Genomic DNA, 17,804 nt, shown 5'->3' with positions numbered 1-17,804 from the left:
AAAAGTTTATACGCAAAAACCCACGCTTTCGCGTGGGTTTAGCGGAAATTTAACAGATCGTCCGGCCTCAGATCTTGATATCGACCTTGAGGTGCTTCGCGACGGTGAAGATATCCTTGTCGCCCCGGCCCGAGAGATTGACCACGATGATATGGTCCTTGGGCAGGGTCGGCGCGATCTTGATCACATGCGCGAGCGCGTGGCTCGATTCGAGCGCAGGGATGATGCCTTCGGTGCGGCACAGCGTCTGGAACGCACCCAGCGCCTCGGCATCGGTGATCGAGACATACTCGGCGCGGCCGATGTCATGGAGCCAGCTATGCTCGGGCCCGATGCCCGGATAGTCGAGCCCCGCCGAGATCGAATGGCCCTCAAGGATCTGGCCATCGTCATCTTGCAGAAGATAGGTGCGGTTGCCATGCAGCACGCCCGGACGCCCACCGGTCAGCGAGGCGCAATGCTGCATCCGGTCGTCAACGCCGAGCCCGCCAGCCTCGACACCGATGATGTTCACGCTCGGGTCGTCGAGGAATTCATAGAACAGGCCCATCGCGTTCGAGCCACCGCCCACGGCGGCGATGATCGTGTCGGGCAGACGCCCCTCGCCTTCCTGCGCCTCAAGCTGCCAGCGGGTTTCACGCCCGATAATCGCCTGAAAGTCGCGCACCATCGCCGGATAGGGCGCCGGGCCCGCCACCGTGCCGATGCAATAGAACGTGTCGCGCACATTGGTCACCCAGTCGCGCAGCGCATCGTTCATCGCGTCTTTCAGCGTGCCGCGGCCAGACGTCACCGGCACCACCTCGGCGCCGAGCAGACGCATCCGGAACACGTTCGGCGCCTGCCGCTCGACATCCGTCGCGCCCATGTAGACGATGCATTTCAGGCCGAATTTCGCGCAGACCGTGGCGGTCGCAACGCCGTGCTGACCGGCGCCGGTTTCGGCGATGATCCGGGTCTTGCCCATGCGCCGCGCCAGCAGGATCTGCCCCAGCACGTTGTTAATCTTATGCGCGCCGGTGTGGTTCAGCTCTTCGCGCTTGAGATAGACCTTGGCGCCGCCCAGCTCTTCGGTCAGGCGCGGAGCGAAATAGAGCGGGCTCGGGCGGCCCACATAATTCTGCCAGAGGTCCTCCATCTCGGCCCAGAAGGTCGGGTCGGTCTTGGCGTGCTCATACTCGGCCTCGAGATCGAGGATCAGCGGCATCAGCGTTTCCGACACGAAACGCCCGCCGTGAATGCCGAAACGGCCCTTCGCGTCGGGGGCGTTCATGAAGCTGTTGGGGCGGTCTTCGGACATGCGCAGTCACCTTGAAAAATCTGTCCCTCCGCAGATAGCGCGAATGGGGGGGGCGGTAAAGTTAGCGGCGCAAAATATCATGCGCTGCCGCTTTGCGCGCGAAGGGAACCCTGCGGATCAGGCGCTTTGCGCGGCGGCGATGAAGGCGCGGATCAGGGCGGGGTCTTTCTGGCCGGGTGCGCTTTCCACGCCCGAGCTGACATCGACCTGCCAAGCGCCGGTGAGGCGCACCGCCTCGGCGACGTTCCCGGGCGTGAGCCCGCCCGCCAGCATCCAGGGCCGCGCCCATTCGCGCCCGGCAATCAGCCGCCAGTCGAAGGCCAGCCCGTTGCCACCCGGCAGATCGGCCCCTTTCGGCGCCTTCGCATCGACCAGGATCTGGTCGGCCACCGCCTCATACTCGGCCAGCGCGGGCAGATCCGAAGCTTCGGCAACGCCCACCGCCTTCATCACGGGCAGGCCAGTGCGCGCGCGAATCTCGGCCACGCGGGCGGGCGTTTCGGCGCCATGCAGCTGGACCATGTCGATCGGCACTTCGGCCAGGATCGCGTCCAGATCGGCGTCCGAGGCATTCACCACAAGCGCCACCTTGGCCAGCCCGACGGGCGCGGCCAGCGCCAGCGCGCGGGCTTCGGCAAGGCTCAGGTGGCGGGGGCTTTTGGGAAAGAACACGAAACCCGCATAGGCCGCACCTGCCTCGGCGGCGACAGCCAGATGCGCGGGCTCGCGCAGCCCGCAGATTTTCACGCGGACACCGCCCGCGGGGCGGTTCCGGTCGATCGCAACGGTGACCATCTTACTTCGCCGGCGGCTCGATCAGGGCGAGGATCTCGTCTTTCGGGCCCTCTTTCGAGGTCTTGAGACGATCCACTTCCTTCTCAAGATAATGCGCGCGGCGCGTCGCCTTGGTCGCGGTCGTGCGGATCTTGTATTCGCGCATCCACTCCCAGACGAAGCCGATCAACAGGCCCAAGAGGACGCCCGCGAAGATCGCCGCAAACAGCGGCACCTCAAGCGACCAGTTTAGCCCCAGATGCTGGCCGATTTCCTCGGGCAGCACCGAAAGCGTGACCCAGGCGCGGTTCGCCATGGCAATGGTGATGAGAACCACGGCGATCACGCCGAGGAACAACAGTCGCAGTAGTCGGAACATCTCAGCTCTCTTCGCCGTTCAGCCGATCCCGGAGGAGTTTGCCGGTCTTGAAGAAGGGCACGTGCTTTTCATCGACGTCCACCGCTTCGCCGGTGCGCGGGTTGCGCCCGGTGCGTGCGTCACGTCGCTTGACCGAGAAGGCGCCAAAACCGCGCAACTCGACCCGGTCGCCGCGCGCAAGCGCCGACACGATCTCTTCGAAGATCGTATTCACGATCTTCTCGACATCCCGCTGAAACAGATGCGGGTTCTCCTCGGAAATCTTCGCGATCAACTCGGATCGGATCATCGTTTCCCCCCCCAAGGGCCTCGGCTGGCAGGACCGGGTTTCTTTTTCTTTCTTCGACTATACGGAAGAATCCGCTTTGCTCAAAGTCAAAGGCTTGGAAAACGGTCGCAATTTCGTGTGGTTTTCATCGGCCTTCGCCTTTCTGAACGCCCCAAAACCGCGATTGCCCTCTTACCGGGCCGGCACTGCAACTGCAGCATAACGAATCGGCAAAAGAAAACCCCGCCCCTCTTGCGAGGGGCGGGGTCGGTCACTGACCTAAGGTCAGATTACTTGTCGCCCTTGAGGGCCGCGCCGAGGATGTCGCCCAGCGAAGCACCCGAGTCCGACGAGCCGTACTGTTCCACGGCTTCTTTCTCTTCGGCGATCTCACGCGCCTTGATCGACACGCCCAGCTTGCGGGTTTTCGAGTCGACGTTGACGACGCGGACGTCGACGTGGTCACCGACCTGGAAGCGCTCGGGGCGCTGGTCGGCGCGGTCGCGCGCGAGGTCCGAACGGCGGATGAAGGACTTCATGCCGTTGTATTCGACCTCGATGCCGCCGTCTTCGATCGCGGTCACGGTCACGGTGATCACCGAACCGCGCTTCACGCCGTCAACCGCGTCCGAGAAGGTGTCGGCGTCCAGAGCCTTGATCGAGAGCGAGATACGCTCTTTCTCGACGTCCACTTCGGTGACAGCGGCCTTGACCATGTCGCCTTTGCGGTAGTTCTGGATCGCGTCTTCGCCGCGCTGTTCCCACGACAGGTCCGACAGGTGGACCATGCCGTCGATGTCGTTGTCGAGGCCGATGAACAGACCGAATTCGGTGATATTCTTGACTTCGCCTTCGATGACAGTGCCGACCGGGTGGGTTTCAGCGAACACTTCCCACGGGTTGCGCATGCACTGCTTGAGGCCGAGCGACACGCGACGCTTCGCGGTGTCGATCTCGAGGACCATGACGTCGACTTCCTGCGAGGTCGAAACGATCTTGCCGGGGTGCACGTTTTTCTTGGTCCAGGACATTTCGGACACGTGGACCAGGCCTTCGACACCGGCTTCGAGTTCGACGAATGCGCCGTAGTCGGTGATGTTGGTCACGCGGCCCTTGTGGACCGAACCGATCGGGAACTTGGTTTCCACCGAATCCCACGGATCGTTCTGGAGCTGCTTCATGCCCAGCGAGATGCGGTGGGTGTCCTTGTTGATCTTCACGACCTGGACCTTCACGGTCTCGCCGATCGAGAGGATCTCGGACGGGTGGTTCACGCGGCGCCACGCCATGTCGGTGACGTGCAGCAGGCCGTCGACGCCGCCCAGATCAACGAACGCACCGTATTCGGTGATGTTCTTGACCACGCCATCGACGATCTGGCCTTCGGCCAGTTTCGAGATGACTTCGGCGCGCTGTTCGGCACGCGATTCTTCGAGGATCGCGCGACGCGAAACCACGATGTTGCCGCGACGACGATCCATTTTCAGGATCTGGAACGGCTGCTTGAGACCCATCAGCGGGCCGGCGTCGCGCACGGGGCGCACATCGACCTGCGAGCCGGGCAGGAACGCAACAGCGCCGCCCAGATCGACGGTGAAGCCGCCTTTGACGCGGCCGAAGATGGCGCCATCGACGCGCTCTTCCGCGGCGTAGGCTTTCTCCAGGCGATCCCAGGCCTCTTCGCGGCGAGCTTTCTCGCGCGAGATGACGGCTTCGCCACGGGCGTTTTCAACGCGGTCGAGGTAGACTTCCACTTCGTCGCCGATGGCGATCGAGGGGGCCTCGCCCGGGTTCGAGAATTCTTTCAGGTCAACGCGGCCTTCCATCTTGTAGCCGACGTCGATGATGGCCTGGCCCGCCTCGATGGCGATGACCTTGCCTTTGACAACCGCGCCCTCCTGGGGGGTGTCGATCTCGAGGGCTTCGTTCAGAAGGGCCTCGAATTCTTCCATAGTCGCTTTAGCGCACATGCAGATCAGTTCCTTTACTTCTGTTTCGCTGGCCATGCGGTTGGCTCCGCCGGTCTTTCGTTGAATAAGTCCAAACAGGGCAGACTCGCGCCTGCCCTTTCGGACCCGCGCCGTATAGGCCCGAATCCGCCCCTTCACAAGCATTTATTGGGGATCGGGGGCGCACGGGCGCAAAACCGCCCTGCCCGCGCCGCTTAGCCGCGCTGGTGGCGTAGCACCTCGGCGCAGGCGGCATCCACCGCCGCGTCGATCGTCATTTCGGAGGTGTCGATCGTCACCGCATCCGCAGCCGGGCGCAGGGGCGCATCGGCGCGGTTCATGTCGCGATCGTCGCGTTCCTTGACCTCGGCCAGCACCTGCGAGGCGTCGCCACCCACTTCCAGCCAGCGGCGATGGGCGCGCACCTCGGGGCTCGCGGTCACAAAGAGCTTCACCTCGGCGCCGGGGCAGATCACCGTGCCGATGTCGCGCCCGTCGAGCACCGCGCCGCCGTCCTGGCGGGCAAAGCGGCGCTGAAACTCAACCAAAGCCGCGCGCACCGCCGGGATCGCGGCGACTTTCGAGGCCGCCTGCCCCGCTTCGAGCGAGCGCAGATCGCCGCGCTCCAGATCCTCGGGCACGAGCCCCTCGGCTGCCGCCTCGGGCGTCATCCCTTCGGCCACTTTCGCCCCCACCGCACGATAGATCAGCCCGGTATCGAGATGCGCAAAGCCGAACCGCGCCGCGATCTGGCGCGAGATCGTGCCCTTGCCGGCGGCTGCCGGCCCGTCGATGGCCACGGTGAATTTCATAGCGCCTCTCCGTCACTGTAGCGGGCGTAGCAGGGCAGCCCGTCGGTGATCTCATAGTAATCGCCCTTGTCGGCGGCGAAAATATGATGACTGAGCCGCAGACCCGTCGGCGGATCAAGCGTGCCCGCCGTGACCCAGACGGCATCGCCCTCCTGCCAGAACAGATAGGAGCCGCAGACCGGGCAGAAGCCGCGCCGCGCTTGTGGTGAGGACTGAAACCAACGCAGCTCGCCCTCGATCCGCAGCGCCGCCATTTCGGTGCGCGCCGAGGCCGCGTAATGGCCGGTCTGGCGGCGGCACTGGCTGCAATGACAGGCCGTCACCGGCTCCAGCGGCGCCTCGACGCGGTACTGCACCCCGCCACAGAGGCAGCGCCCGGTGGTCATGCCCCGGTCCGCTCGATCTGGGCGCCAAGCCCCGCCATCAGCGCCTCGAACACCGGGAAGGAGGTGGCGATCGGCGAGCCGTCATCGACCGCGACCGGTTTCTGGCTGGCCAGCCCCAGCACGAGGAAGCTCATCGCGATGCGGTGGTCGATATGGGTCTGGCAGGTCGCGCCGCCGGGCACGTTGCCGGGGCCCATGCCGTGGACGATCAGCGTGTCTTCATCTTCCTCGATGCGCACACCGCAGGCCTCAAGCCCGCGCGCCATCGCGTCGATCCGGTCGCTTTCCTTCACCCGCAGCTCATGCACACCGCGCATCACCGTGGTGCCGGTGGCGCAGGCGGCGACAACCGAAAGCACCGGGTATTCGTCGATCTGCGCGGCGGCGCGCTCGGGCGGCACCTCGATGCCGTGCAGCTCCGAATAGCGGACGCGCAGGTCGGCCACGGGCTCGCCGCCCTCGGTCCGTTCGTTCAGGAATTCGATATCGGCGCCCATGTCGCGCAGCGTCAGGAACAGCCCGTTGCGCGTCGGGTTCTGACTGACGCCCGGCACGAGGATATCGGAGCCCGGCACCAGAAGGGCCGCGCAAACCGGGAATGCCGCCGAGCTCGGGTCGCGCGGCACGGCGACCTTTTGCGCCCTGAGCTCGGGCTGGCCTTGCAGGGTGATCTTGTGGCCCTCGGGGGTGTCCTCGGTGGTAATCTCGGCGCCAAAGCCACGCAGCATCCGCTCGGTATGGTCGCGCGTGGGGGTCTTTTCGATCACCACGGTCTGGCCGGGCGCGTTCAGCCCCGCCAGCAGAACCGCCGATTTCACCTGCGCCGAGGCCATCGGCGTCACGTAGCTGACCGGCACCGGATCGGCGGCACCCACGATGGTCATCGGAAGACGGCCGCCCTTGCGGCCATAGGCGCGCGCACCGAACAGCGCGATCGGGTCAGTCACACGGCCCATCGGGCGCTTGCGCAGGCTCGCGTCGCCGGTAAACGTGGCCGAGATCGGAGAACTGGCCATGCAGCCCATGATCAGCCGCACGCCGGTGCCCGAATTGCCGCAGTCGATGACCTGCTCGGGCTCGGCAAAGCCGCCGACGCCCACGCCATCCACCGTCCAGTGCCCCGGGCCAAGCCGTTTCACGGTGGCGCCAAAGGCCTCCATCGCCTTGGCGGTATCCAGAACGTCCTGCCCTTCCAGGAGCCCCGTCACCTCGGTCTGGCCGACCGAAAGTGCGCCAAGGATCAGCGCGCGATGGCTGATCGACTTGTCGCCGGGCACCTCGGCCACACCCGAGAGCGGGCCGCCCTTGCGGGATTTCATCAAAATCGGATCGCCATGGCCGGACATGCGTGCCTCCCTCAAAGCCTTGGCCCCTGTTAGCGCAAGGGGGCGGGGGCGGCAATCGGCAGGCGGGGCGACGGCGCGATTTTCCCGCCGCGCCCCCCTCAGGGGCGGCGATAGGTCAGGTAATGCGGCTTGCGGCCCTCGCGCAGCGCCTTTTGTTCGTAGCGCGTCGAGATCCAGTCATCCCAGGGCGCGTCCCAGTCGCCCGGCACCTCGGCGGGGGCGGCAGGGTCGAAGCCCGCGGGCACCTCGAATTCGGGCACGAAGCCAGCCTGCGGCACCTCTTCAACCGCCTGGCGCACGTAATCGGGAATGTCGGTCGCGATGCGAAATTCAGCCCCCGGTTTCAGCGCGCGAAACAGCGGCGCAAGGTGCTCTTGTGTCACGAACCGGCGGCGGTGGTGGCGCTTTTTCGGCCAGGGGTCGGGGTAGAGCAGAAAGGCCTTTTCAAGGCTGGCTTCCGGCAGCACATCGAGCAGGTCGCGCGCATCGCCCGGATGCACCGCGACGTTCTGCACCTCAAGCCGCCGGATCTTGCCCAGAAGCATCGCGACACCGTTGATGAAGGGCTCGCAACCGATGATCTCGACACCCGGATAGGTCTCGGCCATGTGGACCATATGCTCACCACCGCCGAAGCCGACCTCCAGCCAGACCGGCTTGCCATGAAACCGCGCGGCCATGTCGAGGGGCACACGCGTGGGGTTCTCCTCCCAGCGAACCTTGCCCGGCGAGAGCGCCGCCAGATCCTCGGTCAGATAATCCTTCTGCGCCTGATTGAGCGTCTTCCCATGGCGGCGGCCATAGAAATTGCGCCAGCCGCGCTCGGGGTGATCGGGGGTTTTGGGCGTGTCACTCATGGGGCGCGCACCTAACGCCGCCCCGCGCGCCGGTCAAGCCGTCTCAGGCCTTGAGGATCAGCATCAGCCCCAGCGCCATCGAGCCAAGCCCCGCCGCGCGCATCACGCTGATCGGGCGCTGGATCGCCCCAAACAGCCCGAACTGGTCGATCAGGGCCGCCGAAATCATCTGCCCCATCAGCACGAAGAACACCGCATTGCCGACGCCGAATTTGGGCGCAACCCAGGTGATCGAGAGCACGTAGAAACACACCAGCAGCCCGGCGAGAAACAGATAACGCGGCTGCGCGGGCACGTGGCGGAAGGCCAAAGGCCCCTGCGTCAGCATCATCGCCACCACCGCCCCGGTCAGCGCCACACAAAACAGCACCACCGCCGCGACGACGGGCGATCCGATGCGCGCGCCCAATTGCGCGTTCAGCGCCGCAAGAATCGGAATGCCGATCCCCGCCGCCAGCATCACCATCGCATACCGCATGCTCTCGCCCATGATCGTCTCCCTCACTCCCTGCGCGCAGCCTGCCCGCGCCGCGCGGCGGCCACAACCCCTTTCATCGAGCCGGAAATACTCCGGGGGGAGGCCGCGCCCGCGCGGCCCGGGGGGCAGAGCCCCCCGCCCGGGCCAATGAAAAAGGCGGGCCCAAAGCCCGCCTTTCCCGAAATCCATCGTGACCCGATCTCAGAGCGCCTTCTTCAGCGCCTCGGTCAGGTCGGTCTTTTCCCAGCTGAAGCCGCCATCGGCCTCGGGGGCGCGGCCGAAATGGCCATAGGCGGCGGTGCGCGCGTAGATCGGGCGGCAGAGGTCCAGATGCGTGCGGATGCCGCGCGGGGTCAGGTCCATGCACTCACCGACAATGCGCTCGATCTCTTCATCCGGCACCTGGCCCGTGCCATAGGTATCGGCATAGATCGACAGCGGCTTGGCCACACCGATCGCGTAGGACACCTGGATCAGGCATTTCTGCGCCAGACCCGCAGCGACCACGTTCTTCGCCAGATAGCGCGCGGCATAGGCGGCCGAGCGGTCGACCTTGGTCGGGTCCTTGCCCGAGAACGCCCCGCCCCCATGCGGCGCAGCGCCGCCATAGGTGTCGACGATGATCTTGCGCCCGGTCAGGCCCGCGTCACCATCGGGCCCCCCGATCACGAAAGTGCCGGTCGGGTTGACCCACCATTCGGTCGCCTCGGTGATCCAGCCCTCGGGCAGAACCTCGCGGATATAGGGCTCGACGATGGCGCGGATGTCGTCCGAGGTCTGGCTTTCGTACATGTGCTGCGTCGAGAGCACGATCGAGCTGACGCCGACCGGCTTGCCGCCCTCGTAGCGCACCGAAAGCTGCGATTTCGCGTCGGGGCCGAGCGTCGGCTCCTGCCCGGATTTGCGCACCTCGGCGAGGCGGCGCAGGATCGCGTGGCTGTACTGGATCGGCGCGGGCATCAGCTCGGGCGTCTCGTCGGTCGCATAGCCGAACATGATACCCTGATCGCCCGCCCCATCCTTGTCGACGCCCTGGCTGATATGGGCGGATTGCGGGTGCAGGTAATTGGCGAAGTTCAGCGTCGCCCAGTGGAACTTGTCCTGCTCATAGCCGATATCCTTGACGCACTCGCGGACGATGCCGTCGATCTTGGTCATGAAGTCGGCGAGCCGGGTCTTGTCGCTCAACCCGACCTCGCCGCCGACGACGACCTGATTGGTGGTCGCGAAGGTCTCGCAGGCGACGCGGGCATTGGGTTCTTCGGCCAGGAAGGCGTCAAGCACCGCATCCGAAATCCGGTCACAGACCTTGTCGGGGTGCCCTTCCGAAACGGACTCGGAAGTGAAGATATAATTCTGTCGGGTCATTGGGAGGTGCTCCATTGATGAATCCCCGTCACGCCAGGAAGCCGTTGTGACGGTTCGATGGTCTTGCCTAGCTGGGCTTGCCCTGCCGGTCAACGCGGTATTTTCGCCGCAGGGTAGAAACCACGAGCCCAAGCGCAACAATCAGCGCAAAGACCGGCCAATCCCCCCGGCGCGCGTAAACAGTGGCCGGCAGGCTGCCCGGCAGGTCGGCATCGACCCAACCGATCTCGCCCAAGGCGATCTGTTCGACAATGCGCCCACGCGCGTCGATAAGCGCCGAGATTCCGGTATTGGCCGCGCGCGCCAGCGGCAGGCCCTGCTCGATCGCGCGCATCCGCGCCTGCGCCAGATGCTGGCGCGGCCCCGAGCCCTGCCCGAACCACGCGTCATTGGTGATCTGCAACAGCCAGTCCGCCCGCCCCGCCACCGCGCGGATATCCTGCGGGAACACGGCCTCATAGCAGATCAGCGGCACGACCCGGCCCAAGGGCCCAAGGTCCAGCAGCGTCTCGCCCGCCCCCGCCGTATAGCCGTTACCCTCTTGCGCGGCGAAGGCGGAAATACCGAGACGCGCGGCCAGATCGCCAAAGGGAATGTATTCGCCGAAGGGCACGAGATGGGTCTTGTCGTAAACCGCCGTGACCTGCGCATCAGGCGCGATCACCGCGAGCGAGTTATAGAACCGCCGCCCCTCGCCGCGCTGGATGCCCAGCACGACCGAGCGCCCGCCCGCAGCCTCGGCAATCATCTCAAGGCCCACGCCCGCGTCTTCCAGCAGGAAGGGCACCGCGGTTTCGGGCCAAAGGATCAGGTCGGGCCGGCGCGCACCGCCCAGCGGCAGCTGCCCCGTCAGGTCAAGGTGTCGCAGAAAGAATTCGCGCGCGTAATCGGCCTGCCATTTCAGGTGCTGCGCTGCATTCGGTTGGATCAGGCGCAGACGCACCGGGGTTTCGCGCACGGGCACGGGTACGGCCAGTTGTGCCTGCCCCCAGAGCCCAAGCCCGCTCGTCCCGGCAATCAGCACCAGCGGCACCAGCAGCCCCGCCCAGCGGCGCGCGGCCAGTGCGCGCAGGCCCGCAACCAGCCCCGCCGCCAGGAATGTCGTCAACAGCGACAGCCCGATCGGGCCGATCAGGGCGCCCACCTGCGCGACAGGACTGTCCAGCCAGACATGGCCCAAAAGCACCCAGGGAAAGCCGGTAAACACATAGGATCGGAGCGCGTCCGAGGCCGCAAAGCCGAGCGCCACGCCCCAGGGCCGAGGCGCCCCCGGCCCGGCCAGCGCCGCCCCCGCACCCGTCGCCAAGGCCCAGAACAGCCCCATTCCCGCCGCCATCAGCACCAGCGCGAAAGGCGCCATCCAGCCATAGATCTCGGCTTCGACAAAGAAAGGCTCGACGATCCAGTGCATCGCGGCCAGCGCATAGCCAAAGCCCGCGGCAAAGCCGATCCAGGCGGCCGAACCGGCGCAGCCCGGGCGCGCGGCCAGGCCGATCACCCCCGCCAGCGCCAGCGCCGCCACCGGCCAGAGCCCGAAGGGCGCCTGTCCCAGCGCCACACCCGCGCCCAGCGCCATGGCCGCCAACAGCCAAAGCCAGCCGGGCCGAAGGGGCGCGCGAAACAGGCGAAGGGCGCGCGGCATCTATTCCGCCGCCACACCCGGCAGGCGCACGCGCAGGCGCTTGATCCGGCGCGGGTCGGCGTCGATCACCTCGTATTCCACGCCATTCTCGGCCACGATCACCTCGCCGCGCGAGGGCACCCGGCCCACCTGCATGAAGACCAGCCCGCCGAGCGAGTCGATCTCGTCATCCTCTTCGGGGCGGGCAAGCTTCAGGCCGATCTCGGTTTCGAACTCGCCCAGTGGGGCGCGCGCCTGCACAACCCATTGGCCGGGCTTTTCCTGCGTCCAGAACCGGCCCTCGGCCTCGTCATGCTCGTCCTCGATCTCGCCGATCACCTGCTCGATCAGGTCCTCGAGCGTGACCAGCCCGTCAACGCCGCCATATTCGTCGATCACCAGAGCCATGTGGATGCGCTGGACCTGCATCTTTTGCAGCAGCACACCGATCGGCATCGAGGCGGGCACGTAAAGCAACGGACGCAACAGCTTGCGCACCGAGAACCGCCCGACCCCCGACTTACCGAAACCATGTTCGAGCGCCAGATCCTTGAGGTGCACAAGCCCCAGCGGCGTATCGAGCGTATCCTTGAACACCGGCAGGCGCGAATAGCCATGCTCGCGGAACACCTCGACCAGCGCGTCGCGGGTGATGTCGGCGGGGACGGCGACAATCTCGACCTTGGGGATGGCAACATCGCCCACACGCATCTTGCGCAGATTGCCCATGCCGGGCAGCGGCGCAGGCGCGGCTGGCGCGGTCAGCGCCGGGCGCTCGGGCTCGTCCGGCGCGGGTTCAGGCCCGGCGAACGCATCCAATATCCTGCCAAAGAACCCGCGCGAGGCGGCTTCAGACGAACTCTCGCCCGCGTCTTCCGACGAAGCGGGCGCGTTGGCGGAGGATCCTCCGTCAGCGACTTGTCCCATAGACCCTTTCCAAAACAAACTGCCGAGCCGGCATCATTGCTCATATGGGTTAACAATCCCCATCCGATCAAGGATGCGAATTTCGATTCCTTCCATCAAAACCGCATCTTCCTCGGAAATGTGATCATAACCCAACAGATGCAGAAGCCCATGCACCAAAAGATGCATGACGTGATCGGCCTCGGATTTCTCCTGTTCCGCGGCCTCGCGCGCACAGGTTTCGTAAGCAATCGCCAGATCGCCCAGCGTGATCGCGCCGAAAATATCGGTCTCGGGCGGCGCGGGCGCCTGCCCCGGCGCGGCGGCGCCACGCTCTTCGGCGGGCCAGCTCAGCACATTGGTCGGCGAGGGTTTGCCCCGAAACTCGGCGTTCAACTCGGCGATGCGCGCATCATCGCAGCCCAGCACCGACAGCTCGCACAGCTCCGGATCGAGCCCGAATTCCGCCGCCACCGCAGCCGCAGCGCGCGCGCAGAGATCCTCGAACCCCAGCGCGTCCCAGCGCTTGTCCTCGATATCGATGTCGATCTGCATATCCATGCGCCGCCCTAGCGCCGAAACGGGAAAAAGAAAAGGGGGCGCTGCCCCCTCGGCCTGCGGCCTCTCCCCCGGGATATTTGAAGCAAAATGAAAGCAGGTTCCCCCTTCATTTTGCCGGAAATATCCCGGGGTGAATTCGCCGCGAGGCGAAGAGGGGCAGCGCCCCTCTGCTCAGGCGTCCTCGGACTTGTCGTAGGCTTCGATGATCTTGGCGACCATCGGGTGGCGCACCACGTCCTTGGCGGTGAAATAGTTGAACGAGATACCATCGACGCCGCCGAGGATGCGCTCGGCATCGGCGAGACCCGAAGGCATGCCGCGCGGCAGGTCGACCTGGCTGCGGTCGCCCGTGATCACCATGCGCGAGCCCTGGCCGAGGCGCGTCAGGAACATCTTCATCTGCATGGTGGTCGCGTTCTGCGCTTCGTCGAGCACGACGAAGGCCGAGGACAGCGTGCGTCCGCGCATGAAGGCGAGCGGCGCGATCTCGATGCGTTTCTCCTCCATCAGCTTGGCGAGCTGTTTCGAGGGCAGGAAGTCGTTCAGCGCATCATAGAGCGGCTGCATGTAGGGGTCGACCTTGTCCTTCATGTCGCCGGGCAGGAAGCCCAGCCGCTCGCCCGCCTCGACCGCGGGGCGCGAGAGGATGATCTTGTCGACATGGCCGCCGATCAGCATGGTCACACCAACGGCGACGGCGAGATAGGTCTTGCCGGTACCGGCCGGGCCGATGCCGAAGGCCAGCTCGTGCTGGAACAGGTGCTTGACATAGGCCTTTTGCGCCTCGGTACGGGGCTCGACCTGTTTTTTGCGGGTGCGGATCTCGTATTGGCCAGCCGCGAACATCTCGAGCTGCTCGTCCATCCCGGCGCCGGCGGTGCCGAAATCGGCCATGCGCAGCGCGGCGTCGATCTCTTCGCCGTCGATCGGCTTGCCCTGTTCGAGACGCTGATAGAGGTGGTGCAGGAGCCCTGCGGCCTGCAGCTGCGCGTCGGGCGTGCCGACCACGGCGAGCTGGTTGCCACGCCTGAGGATATGGACGCCGAGCTTGTGCTCTATCTGGGCGAGGTTGCGGTCAAATTCGCCGCAAAGATCGATCAGCAGCCGGTTGTCGGGAAACTCAAGCAGCGTCTCATGCGCGTCCTGAGAACGGGGCGGGGGAGTGATCGCACTAAAGCCCAATGACGTCTCCTTGGCAGAGGTTGACACAGATATGGTGCCTTGAGACCCCCATTCACGCAAGCATTGGTTTTGCCTTTCCGGGCCGTCCCGCAAAATTTCATCTGCTGATTACAAAATGGGCCGCGCAAAACGCCGCACAAGGTCCAGGATGAAATTTTAGGCAAATGCGCGACGAGCAGGCCCTTGCGGCACCCCGTTTCAGGCGCCGATCAGCTCGCCGGCAAGCGAGTTCGGGCCCGAAGCGGTGATCCGCACCCGCGCCAGAACGCCCGGCGCCAGCCCTTCGGCGGCGACATGGACGGCCTGCAGGTAATCCGACTTGCCGACCCATTGCCCCGGCAGGCGGCCCGGCTTTTCGAAAAGCACGCCGACCTCGCGCCCGACCATGCCGGCCTGGGTGGCGCGCTGTTGCTCGGTGATCAGCGCCTGCAACGCCTGCAGCCGCGCGTCGGCGACCTCGGCCGCGACCTGATCGCTGCGATCAGCGGCGGGCGTGCCCGGGCGCGCCGAATATTTGAAGCTGAAGGCCGCGCCGTAATTCACCGCCCGGATCAGCGCCATCGTGTCTTCGAAATCCTGATCGGTCTCGCCGGGGAAGCCGACGATGAAATCGCTCGAGAGCACCATGTCGGGCCGCGCCGCACGAATCCGCTCGACGAGGCGCAGATAGGCCTCGACGGTGTGCTTGCGGTTCATCGCCTTCAAAATCCGGTCCGAGCCCGATTGCACCGGCAGATGCAGATAGGGCATCAGCTTGGGCTCTTCGGCATGGGCCTCGAGCAGGTCTTCGGCCATGTCATTGGGATGCGAGGTGGTGTAGCGGATGCGCTCCAGCCCGTCGATTTTCGCCAGCGCGCGCACCAGCCGCCCGAGGCCCCAGTCACCGCCCTCGCCCGCGCCGTGATAGCCGTTGACGTTCTGGCCCAAAAGAGTGATCTCGCGCACGCCGCGATCGACGAGCTTCTGCGCCTCGGTCAGCACCTTGGAAACCGGGCGCGAGATTTCCGCGCCGCGCGTGTAGGGCACGACGCAGAAGGCGCAGAACTTGTCGCAGCCTTCCTGCACCGTCAGAAACGCCGTCGGGCGCGCCGAGAGCGGGCGCTGCGGCAAGAGGTCGAACTTGTCCTCGGTCGGGAATTCGGTGTCGACGGGGCGCTCGCCGCGGTCGGTCGCTTCGACCATCTCGGGCAGGCGGTGGTAATTCTGCGAGCCCACCACCAGATCGACCAGCGGCATCCGGCGCATGATCTCGGCGCCCTCGGCCTGCGCCACGCAGCCCGCGACGCCGATCTTGAGATCGGGTTTTTCATCCTTGAAGGGCTTGAGGCGGCCCAGATCGGAATAGACCTTTTCGGCGGCTTTCTCGCGAATGTGGCAGGTGTTCAGCAACACCATGTCAGCCTCGGCGGGGTTGTCGGTCAGCACATAGCCCTTGGCGCCCATGGCCTCGGCCATGCGCTCGCTGTCATAGACGTTCATCTGACAGCCATAGGTCTTGATATGCAGCTTCTTCGGCGCGTCCGACATTCCGGCCCCCTTTGCAATGGCCCGCCTGATAGAGCAAAACGCCCCCCTCCCGCAACTGCCCGCGCACGGGCGACTTGCATTCAGGCGCGGCTTTGCCCATCCTGCGCGCCACTGCCAGACCAGCCGACCGGAGCTTCGGGGCCAGATGCAACATCCGTCGCTCGACGATTTCCTTCGCCTTCACAAAGACCTGCTGACGCCCGGCCCGGTGGCGATGATCTTCGCCGAAGACCCGGTCGAGATCGCCTCGACGCTGGATCATCACCTTCGCGCGGGGTTCCGCACGGTGCTGTTCTTCGCCCCGCGCGAAATCCCCCTGCCCGAGGATTTCACGGAAACCGTTCACCATATCCTCTTCGACACCCGTCGCCCCGGCGCAGTGCAATCCGCCGTGAACTCGGTGATCGAGGCCGCGCCCGGCGCCTGGCTCTATTACTGCTTCAACGCGGAATACCTGTTCTTCCCGTTCTGCGAGACCCGCAACGTGCGCGAGCTGCTGGCCTTCCACACCGAAGAGCGGCGCGACGCGATGCTGACCTATGTCATCGACCTCTACGCGCCGAACCTCGCGCAGACGCCGAACGCGGTCGACCTGAGCGATGCGATGCTCGACCGCTCGGGCTATTTCGCACTGGCGCGCGAAGATGCTGCGAATCATTACCACCCCAAGGACCGGCAACTGGATTTCTACGGCGGGCTGCGCTGGCGCTTTGAAGAGCATGTGCCCGTGGACCGGCGCAAGATCGACCGGATCTCGTTGTTTCGGGCCAAGCCGGGGCTGCGCCTGCGCCCCGATCACACCTTCAGCGACGAGGAATACAACACCTATTCCTGCCCGTGGCACCATAACCTGACCGCGGTCGTCGCCTCGTTCCGGGTCGCCAAGGCGCTCAAGCGCAACCCCGGATCGAGCCATGAAATCCAGAGCTTCATGTGGCACAATTCGGTGCCCTTCGGATGGAATTCTCAACAACTGATGGATCTCGGCCTGATGGAGCCGGGGCAGTGGTTCTGAGCCACTGATCCGCGCGCCCGGAGCGACGTTGAGGCGGCGGTTTGCTGTCCCTATATTTCCGAGTATTTTTATCACCCTTTACAAATCCTGATTCTTTTGCTCAGATAATGCCGTCGCGAGTCATTCAGGGATGACCGCTTGGATCAGATCAGGAGAGCACCAGAATGAGACGCCCGATCCCCTCTCATCCGCCGCGCCGCTCGGCGCATCCCTCGGACCCGCCGCTAAGCCTTGGCGATATCGTCGAGGCGCTGTGCGGCGCGCTGCCCGCCAACGGCGCGGGCGTCGAATTCTTTCTGGACCGTCTGGAGAGGCAGAAATGACGATTTCCCCGAATTTCCTCAACGCCCTGCCTGCCCATCAGGCCGAAGCCCTCTGCGACGGCGGCAATCTGGCGAATATCCTGCATAACGGGCAGGTCTACACCTTGCGCATCACCCGTCAGGGCAAGCTGATCCTGACGAAATAAACCATCCCCGAAGTTGCGCGAAGGCGTTATACTGGGCGCATTAAACGAGGAAGTTTGATGCGCCTGTTCTTCGCCCTTGCAGCCGCCGTGATCGCTGCCGCCCCCCTTGCCGCGCAAGAGTTACCCGCCCCTCTGGCCGCAGAACTCGACCGGGCGCGCGCCGATTGCGCGGGCTTCGAAGCGGGGCAATTCACGCTGGAGGACGGCGCGGTGAGCCGGGTCGATCTGGATGGCGACGGCGCGCCCGACTGGGTGCTCTACAGCCGCTTTTTCAGCTGCAGTTCGGCCCATAGTTTCTATTGCGGCACCGGCGGTTGCATGGCTTATTTCCTCGTCGGCGAGACCGTCACCCCGATCCTCACCAAGGGCTGGGACGTCGCCGATCTCGGCCCGTTCCGCGTGCTGCTGACACAGATCCACGGCTCGGAATGCGGCGGGATCAACCTCGCGCCTTGCGTGCGCGCGCAGGTCTGGGACGCGGACAGCCACAGCTGGCGCCATACCGAGTAAATCCGCGGGTAATCGGGGAAACTGGAGCGGGTAGCGGGAATCGAACCCGCCCCATCAGCTTGGAAGGCTGAGGCGCTACCACTACACCATACCCGC

At 65.3% G+C, this 17,804-nt stretch carries 19 protein-coding genes, 1 tRNA gene, 1 pseudogene and 1 riboswitch; of the genes and pseudogenes, 4 read left to right on the top strand and 17 right to left on the bottom strand.

Translation table 11 applies throughout. The features are described 5' to 3' along the window. Positions 1–67 precede the first annotated feature (67 nt). The 16 genes and pseudogenes from trpB to miaB all read right to left on the bottom strand — a co-directional run bounded on the left by trpB (position 68) and on the right by miaB (position 15,714). Positions 68–1,300, bottom strand: a complete 1,233-nt coding sequence (gene trpB / locus CLN94_RS02785) for a tryptophan synthase subunit beta (protein ID WP_096430918.1) — start codon at positions 1,298–1,300, stop codon at positions 68–70. Positions 1,301–1,417: 117 nt separating this feature from the next. After that, on the bottom strand, positions 1,418–2,095 hold the full coding sequence (locus CLN94_RS02780; protein ID WP_096430916.1) for a phosphoribosylanthranilate isomerase: 678 nt from the start codon (positions 2,093–2,095) through the stop codon (positions 1,418–1,420). Between the two features lies 1 nt (position 2,096). Beyond that, positions 2,097–2,453, bottom strand: a complete 357-nt coding sequence (locus tag CLN94_RS02775) for a LapA family protein (protein ID WP_096430914.1) — start codon at positions 2,451–2,453, stop codon at positions 2,097–2,099. Position 2,454: 1 nt separating this feature from the next. Continuing rightward, positions 2,455–2,781 (bottom strand): annotated as a pseudogene (ihfB, locus tag CLN94_RS02770) (integration host factor subunit beta); the annotation flags it as partial. 230 nt (positions 2,782–3,011) lie between these two features. After that, the gene (rpsA, locus tag CLN94_RS02765; protein ID WP_096431441.1) at positions 3,012–4,691 is read right to left on the bottom strand and encodes a 30S ribosomal protein S1; all 1,680 of its coding nucleotides are present in this window, start codon (positions 4,689–4,691) and stop codon (positions 3,012–3,014) included. Positions 4,692–4,885: 194 nt separating this feature from the next. Next, positions 4,886–5,482, bottom strand: coding sequence for a (d)CMP kinase (locus CLN94_RS02760; RefSeq protein WP_096430910.1), 597 nt, complete (start codon positions 5,480–5,482; stop codon positions 4,886–4,888). Further along, the gene (locus CLN94_RS02755) at positions 5,479–5,868 is read right to left on the bottom strand and encodes a GFA family protein (protein ID WP_096430908.1); all 390 of its coding nucleotides are present in this window, start codon (positions 5,866–5,868) and stop codon (positions 5,479–5,481) included. Before CLN94_RS02755 ends, CLN94_RS02760 begins: the two co-directional genes overlap by 4 nt. Beyond that, positions 5,865–7,214, bottom strand: coding sequence for a 3-phosphoshikimate 1-carboxyvinyltransferase (gene aroA, locus CLN94_RS02750; protein ID WP_096430906.1), 1,350 nt, complete (start codon positions 7,212–7,214; stop codon positions 5,865–5,867). Before aroA ends, CLN94_RS02755 begins: the two co-directional genes overlap by 4 nt. A gap of 98 nt (positions 7,215–7,312) precedes the next feature. Then, positions 7,313–8,071 (bottom strand): tRNA (guanine(46)-N(7))-methyltransferase TrmB, encoded by a 759-nt coding sequence (gene trmB / locus CLN94_RS02745; protein ID WP_096430904.1) that lies wholly within the window; start codon positions 8,069–8,071, stop codon positions 7,313–7,315. 43 nt (positions 8,072–8,114) lie between these two features. Further along, positions 8,115–8,561, bottom strand: coding sequence for a DMT family transporter (locus CLN94_RS02740; RefSeq protein ID WP_245845048.1), 447 nt, complete (start codon positions 8,559–8,561; stop codon positions 8,115–8,117). A 189-nt stretch (positions 8,562–8,750) separates the two neighbouring features. After that, positions 8,751–9,917, bottom strand: a complete 1,167-nt coding sequence (gene metK / locus CLN94_RS02735) for a methionine adenosyltransferase (RefSeq protein ID WP_096430902.1) — start codon at positions 9,915–9,917, stop codon at positions 8,751–8,753. Between the two features lie 7 nt (positions 9,918–9,924). Next, positions 9,925–9,973: riboswitch (SAM-SAH riboswitch) on the bottom strand. A gap of 11 nt (positions 9,974–9,984) precedes the next feature. Continuing rightward, a complete protein-coding gene (gene lnt / locus CLN94_RS02730; RefSeq protein WP_096430900.1) occupies positions 9,985–11,559 on the bottom strand; it encodes an apolipoprotein N-acyltransferase in 1,575 nt (524 codons plus the stop codon). Then, positions 11,560–12,465 (bottom strand): hemolysin family protein, encoded by a 906-nt coding sequence (locus CLN94_RS02725; protein ID WP_096430898.1) that lies wholly within the window; start codon positions 12,463–12,465, stop codon positions 11,560–11,562. Between the two features lie 33 nt (positions 12,466–12,498). Further along, entirely contained in the window at positions 12,499–12,999 is a 501-nt protein-coding gene (gene ybeY / locus CLN94_RS02720; RefSeq protein ID WP_096431437.1) for an rRNA maturation RNase YbeY, read from the bottom strand. 177 nt (positions 13,000–13,176) lie between these two features. Beyond that, positions 13,177–14,187 (bottom strand): PhoH family protein, encoded by a 1,011-nt coding sequence (locus tag CLN94_RS02715; protein ID WP_245845046.1) that lies wholly within the window; start codon positions 14,185–14,187, stop codon positions 13,177–13,179. Positions 14,188–14,385: 198 nt separating this feature from the next. Further along, the gene (gene miaB, locus CLN94_RS02710) at positions 14,386–15,714 is read right to left on the bottom strand and encodes a tRNA (N6-isopentenyl adenosine(37)-C2)-methylthiotransferase MiaB (protein ID WP_096430894.1); all 1,329 of its coding nucleotides are present in this window, start codon (positions 15,712–15,714) and stop codon (positions 14,386–14,388) included. 145 nt (positions 15,715–15,859) lie between these two features. Here miaB and CLN94_RS02705 point away from each other — a divergent pair, with 145 nt between their 5' ends. From CLN94_RS02705 to CLN94_RS02695, 4 genes are all read left to right on the top strand, one after another. Beyond that, positions 15,860–16,729: a hypothetical protein gene (locus CLN94_RS02705; protein ID WP_096430892.1), complete on the top strand. Its 870-nt coding sequence runs from the start codon at positions 15,860–15,862 to the stop codon at positions 16,727–16,729. Positions 16,730–16,893: 164 nt separating this feature from the next. Beyond that, entirely contained in the window at positions 16,894–17,052 is a 159-nt protein-coding gene (locus tag CLN94_RS13900; RefSeq protein ID WP_179300210.1) for a hypothetical protein, read from the top strand. After that, complete coding sequence (hemP, locus tag CLN94_RS02700; RefSeq protein WP_096430890.1) at positions 17,049–17,198, top strand: hemin uptake protein HemP; 150 nt, start codon at positions 17,049–17,051, stop codon at positions 17,196–17,198. Before CLN94_RS13900 ends, hemP begins: the two co-directional genes overlap by 4 nt. A gap of 57 nt (positions 17,199–17,255) precedes the next feature. Then, positions 17,256–17,708: a hypothetical protein gene (locus tag CLN94_RS02695; RefSeq protein WP_096430888.1), complete on the top strand. Its 453-nt coding sequence runs from the start codon at positions 17,256–17,258 to the stop codon at positions 17,706–17,708. A 22-nt stretch (positions 17,709–17,730) separates the two neighbouring features. On the opposite strand, the gene CLN94_RS02690 is transcribed toward CLN94_RS02695, so the two are convergent. After that, positions 17,731–17,804, bottom strand: a tRNA-Gly gene (locus CLN94_RS02690).

Origin of the sequence: Pseudothioclava arenosa (genome assembly GCF_002358085.1) — a bacterium.
Classification (GTDB): Bacteria; Pseudomonadota; Alphaproteobacteria; order Rhodobacterales; family Rhodobacteraceae; genus Pseudothioclava; species Pseudothioclava arenosa.
This window is presented reverse-complemented; position numbering and strand designations above follow the sequence as displayed.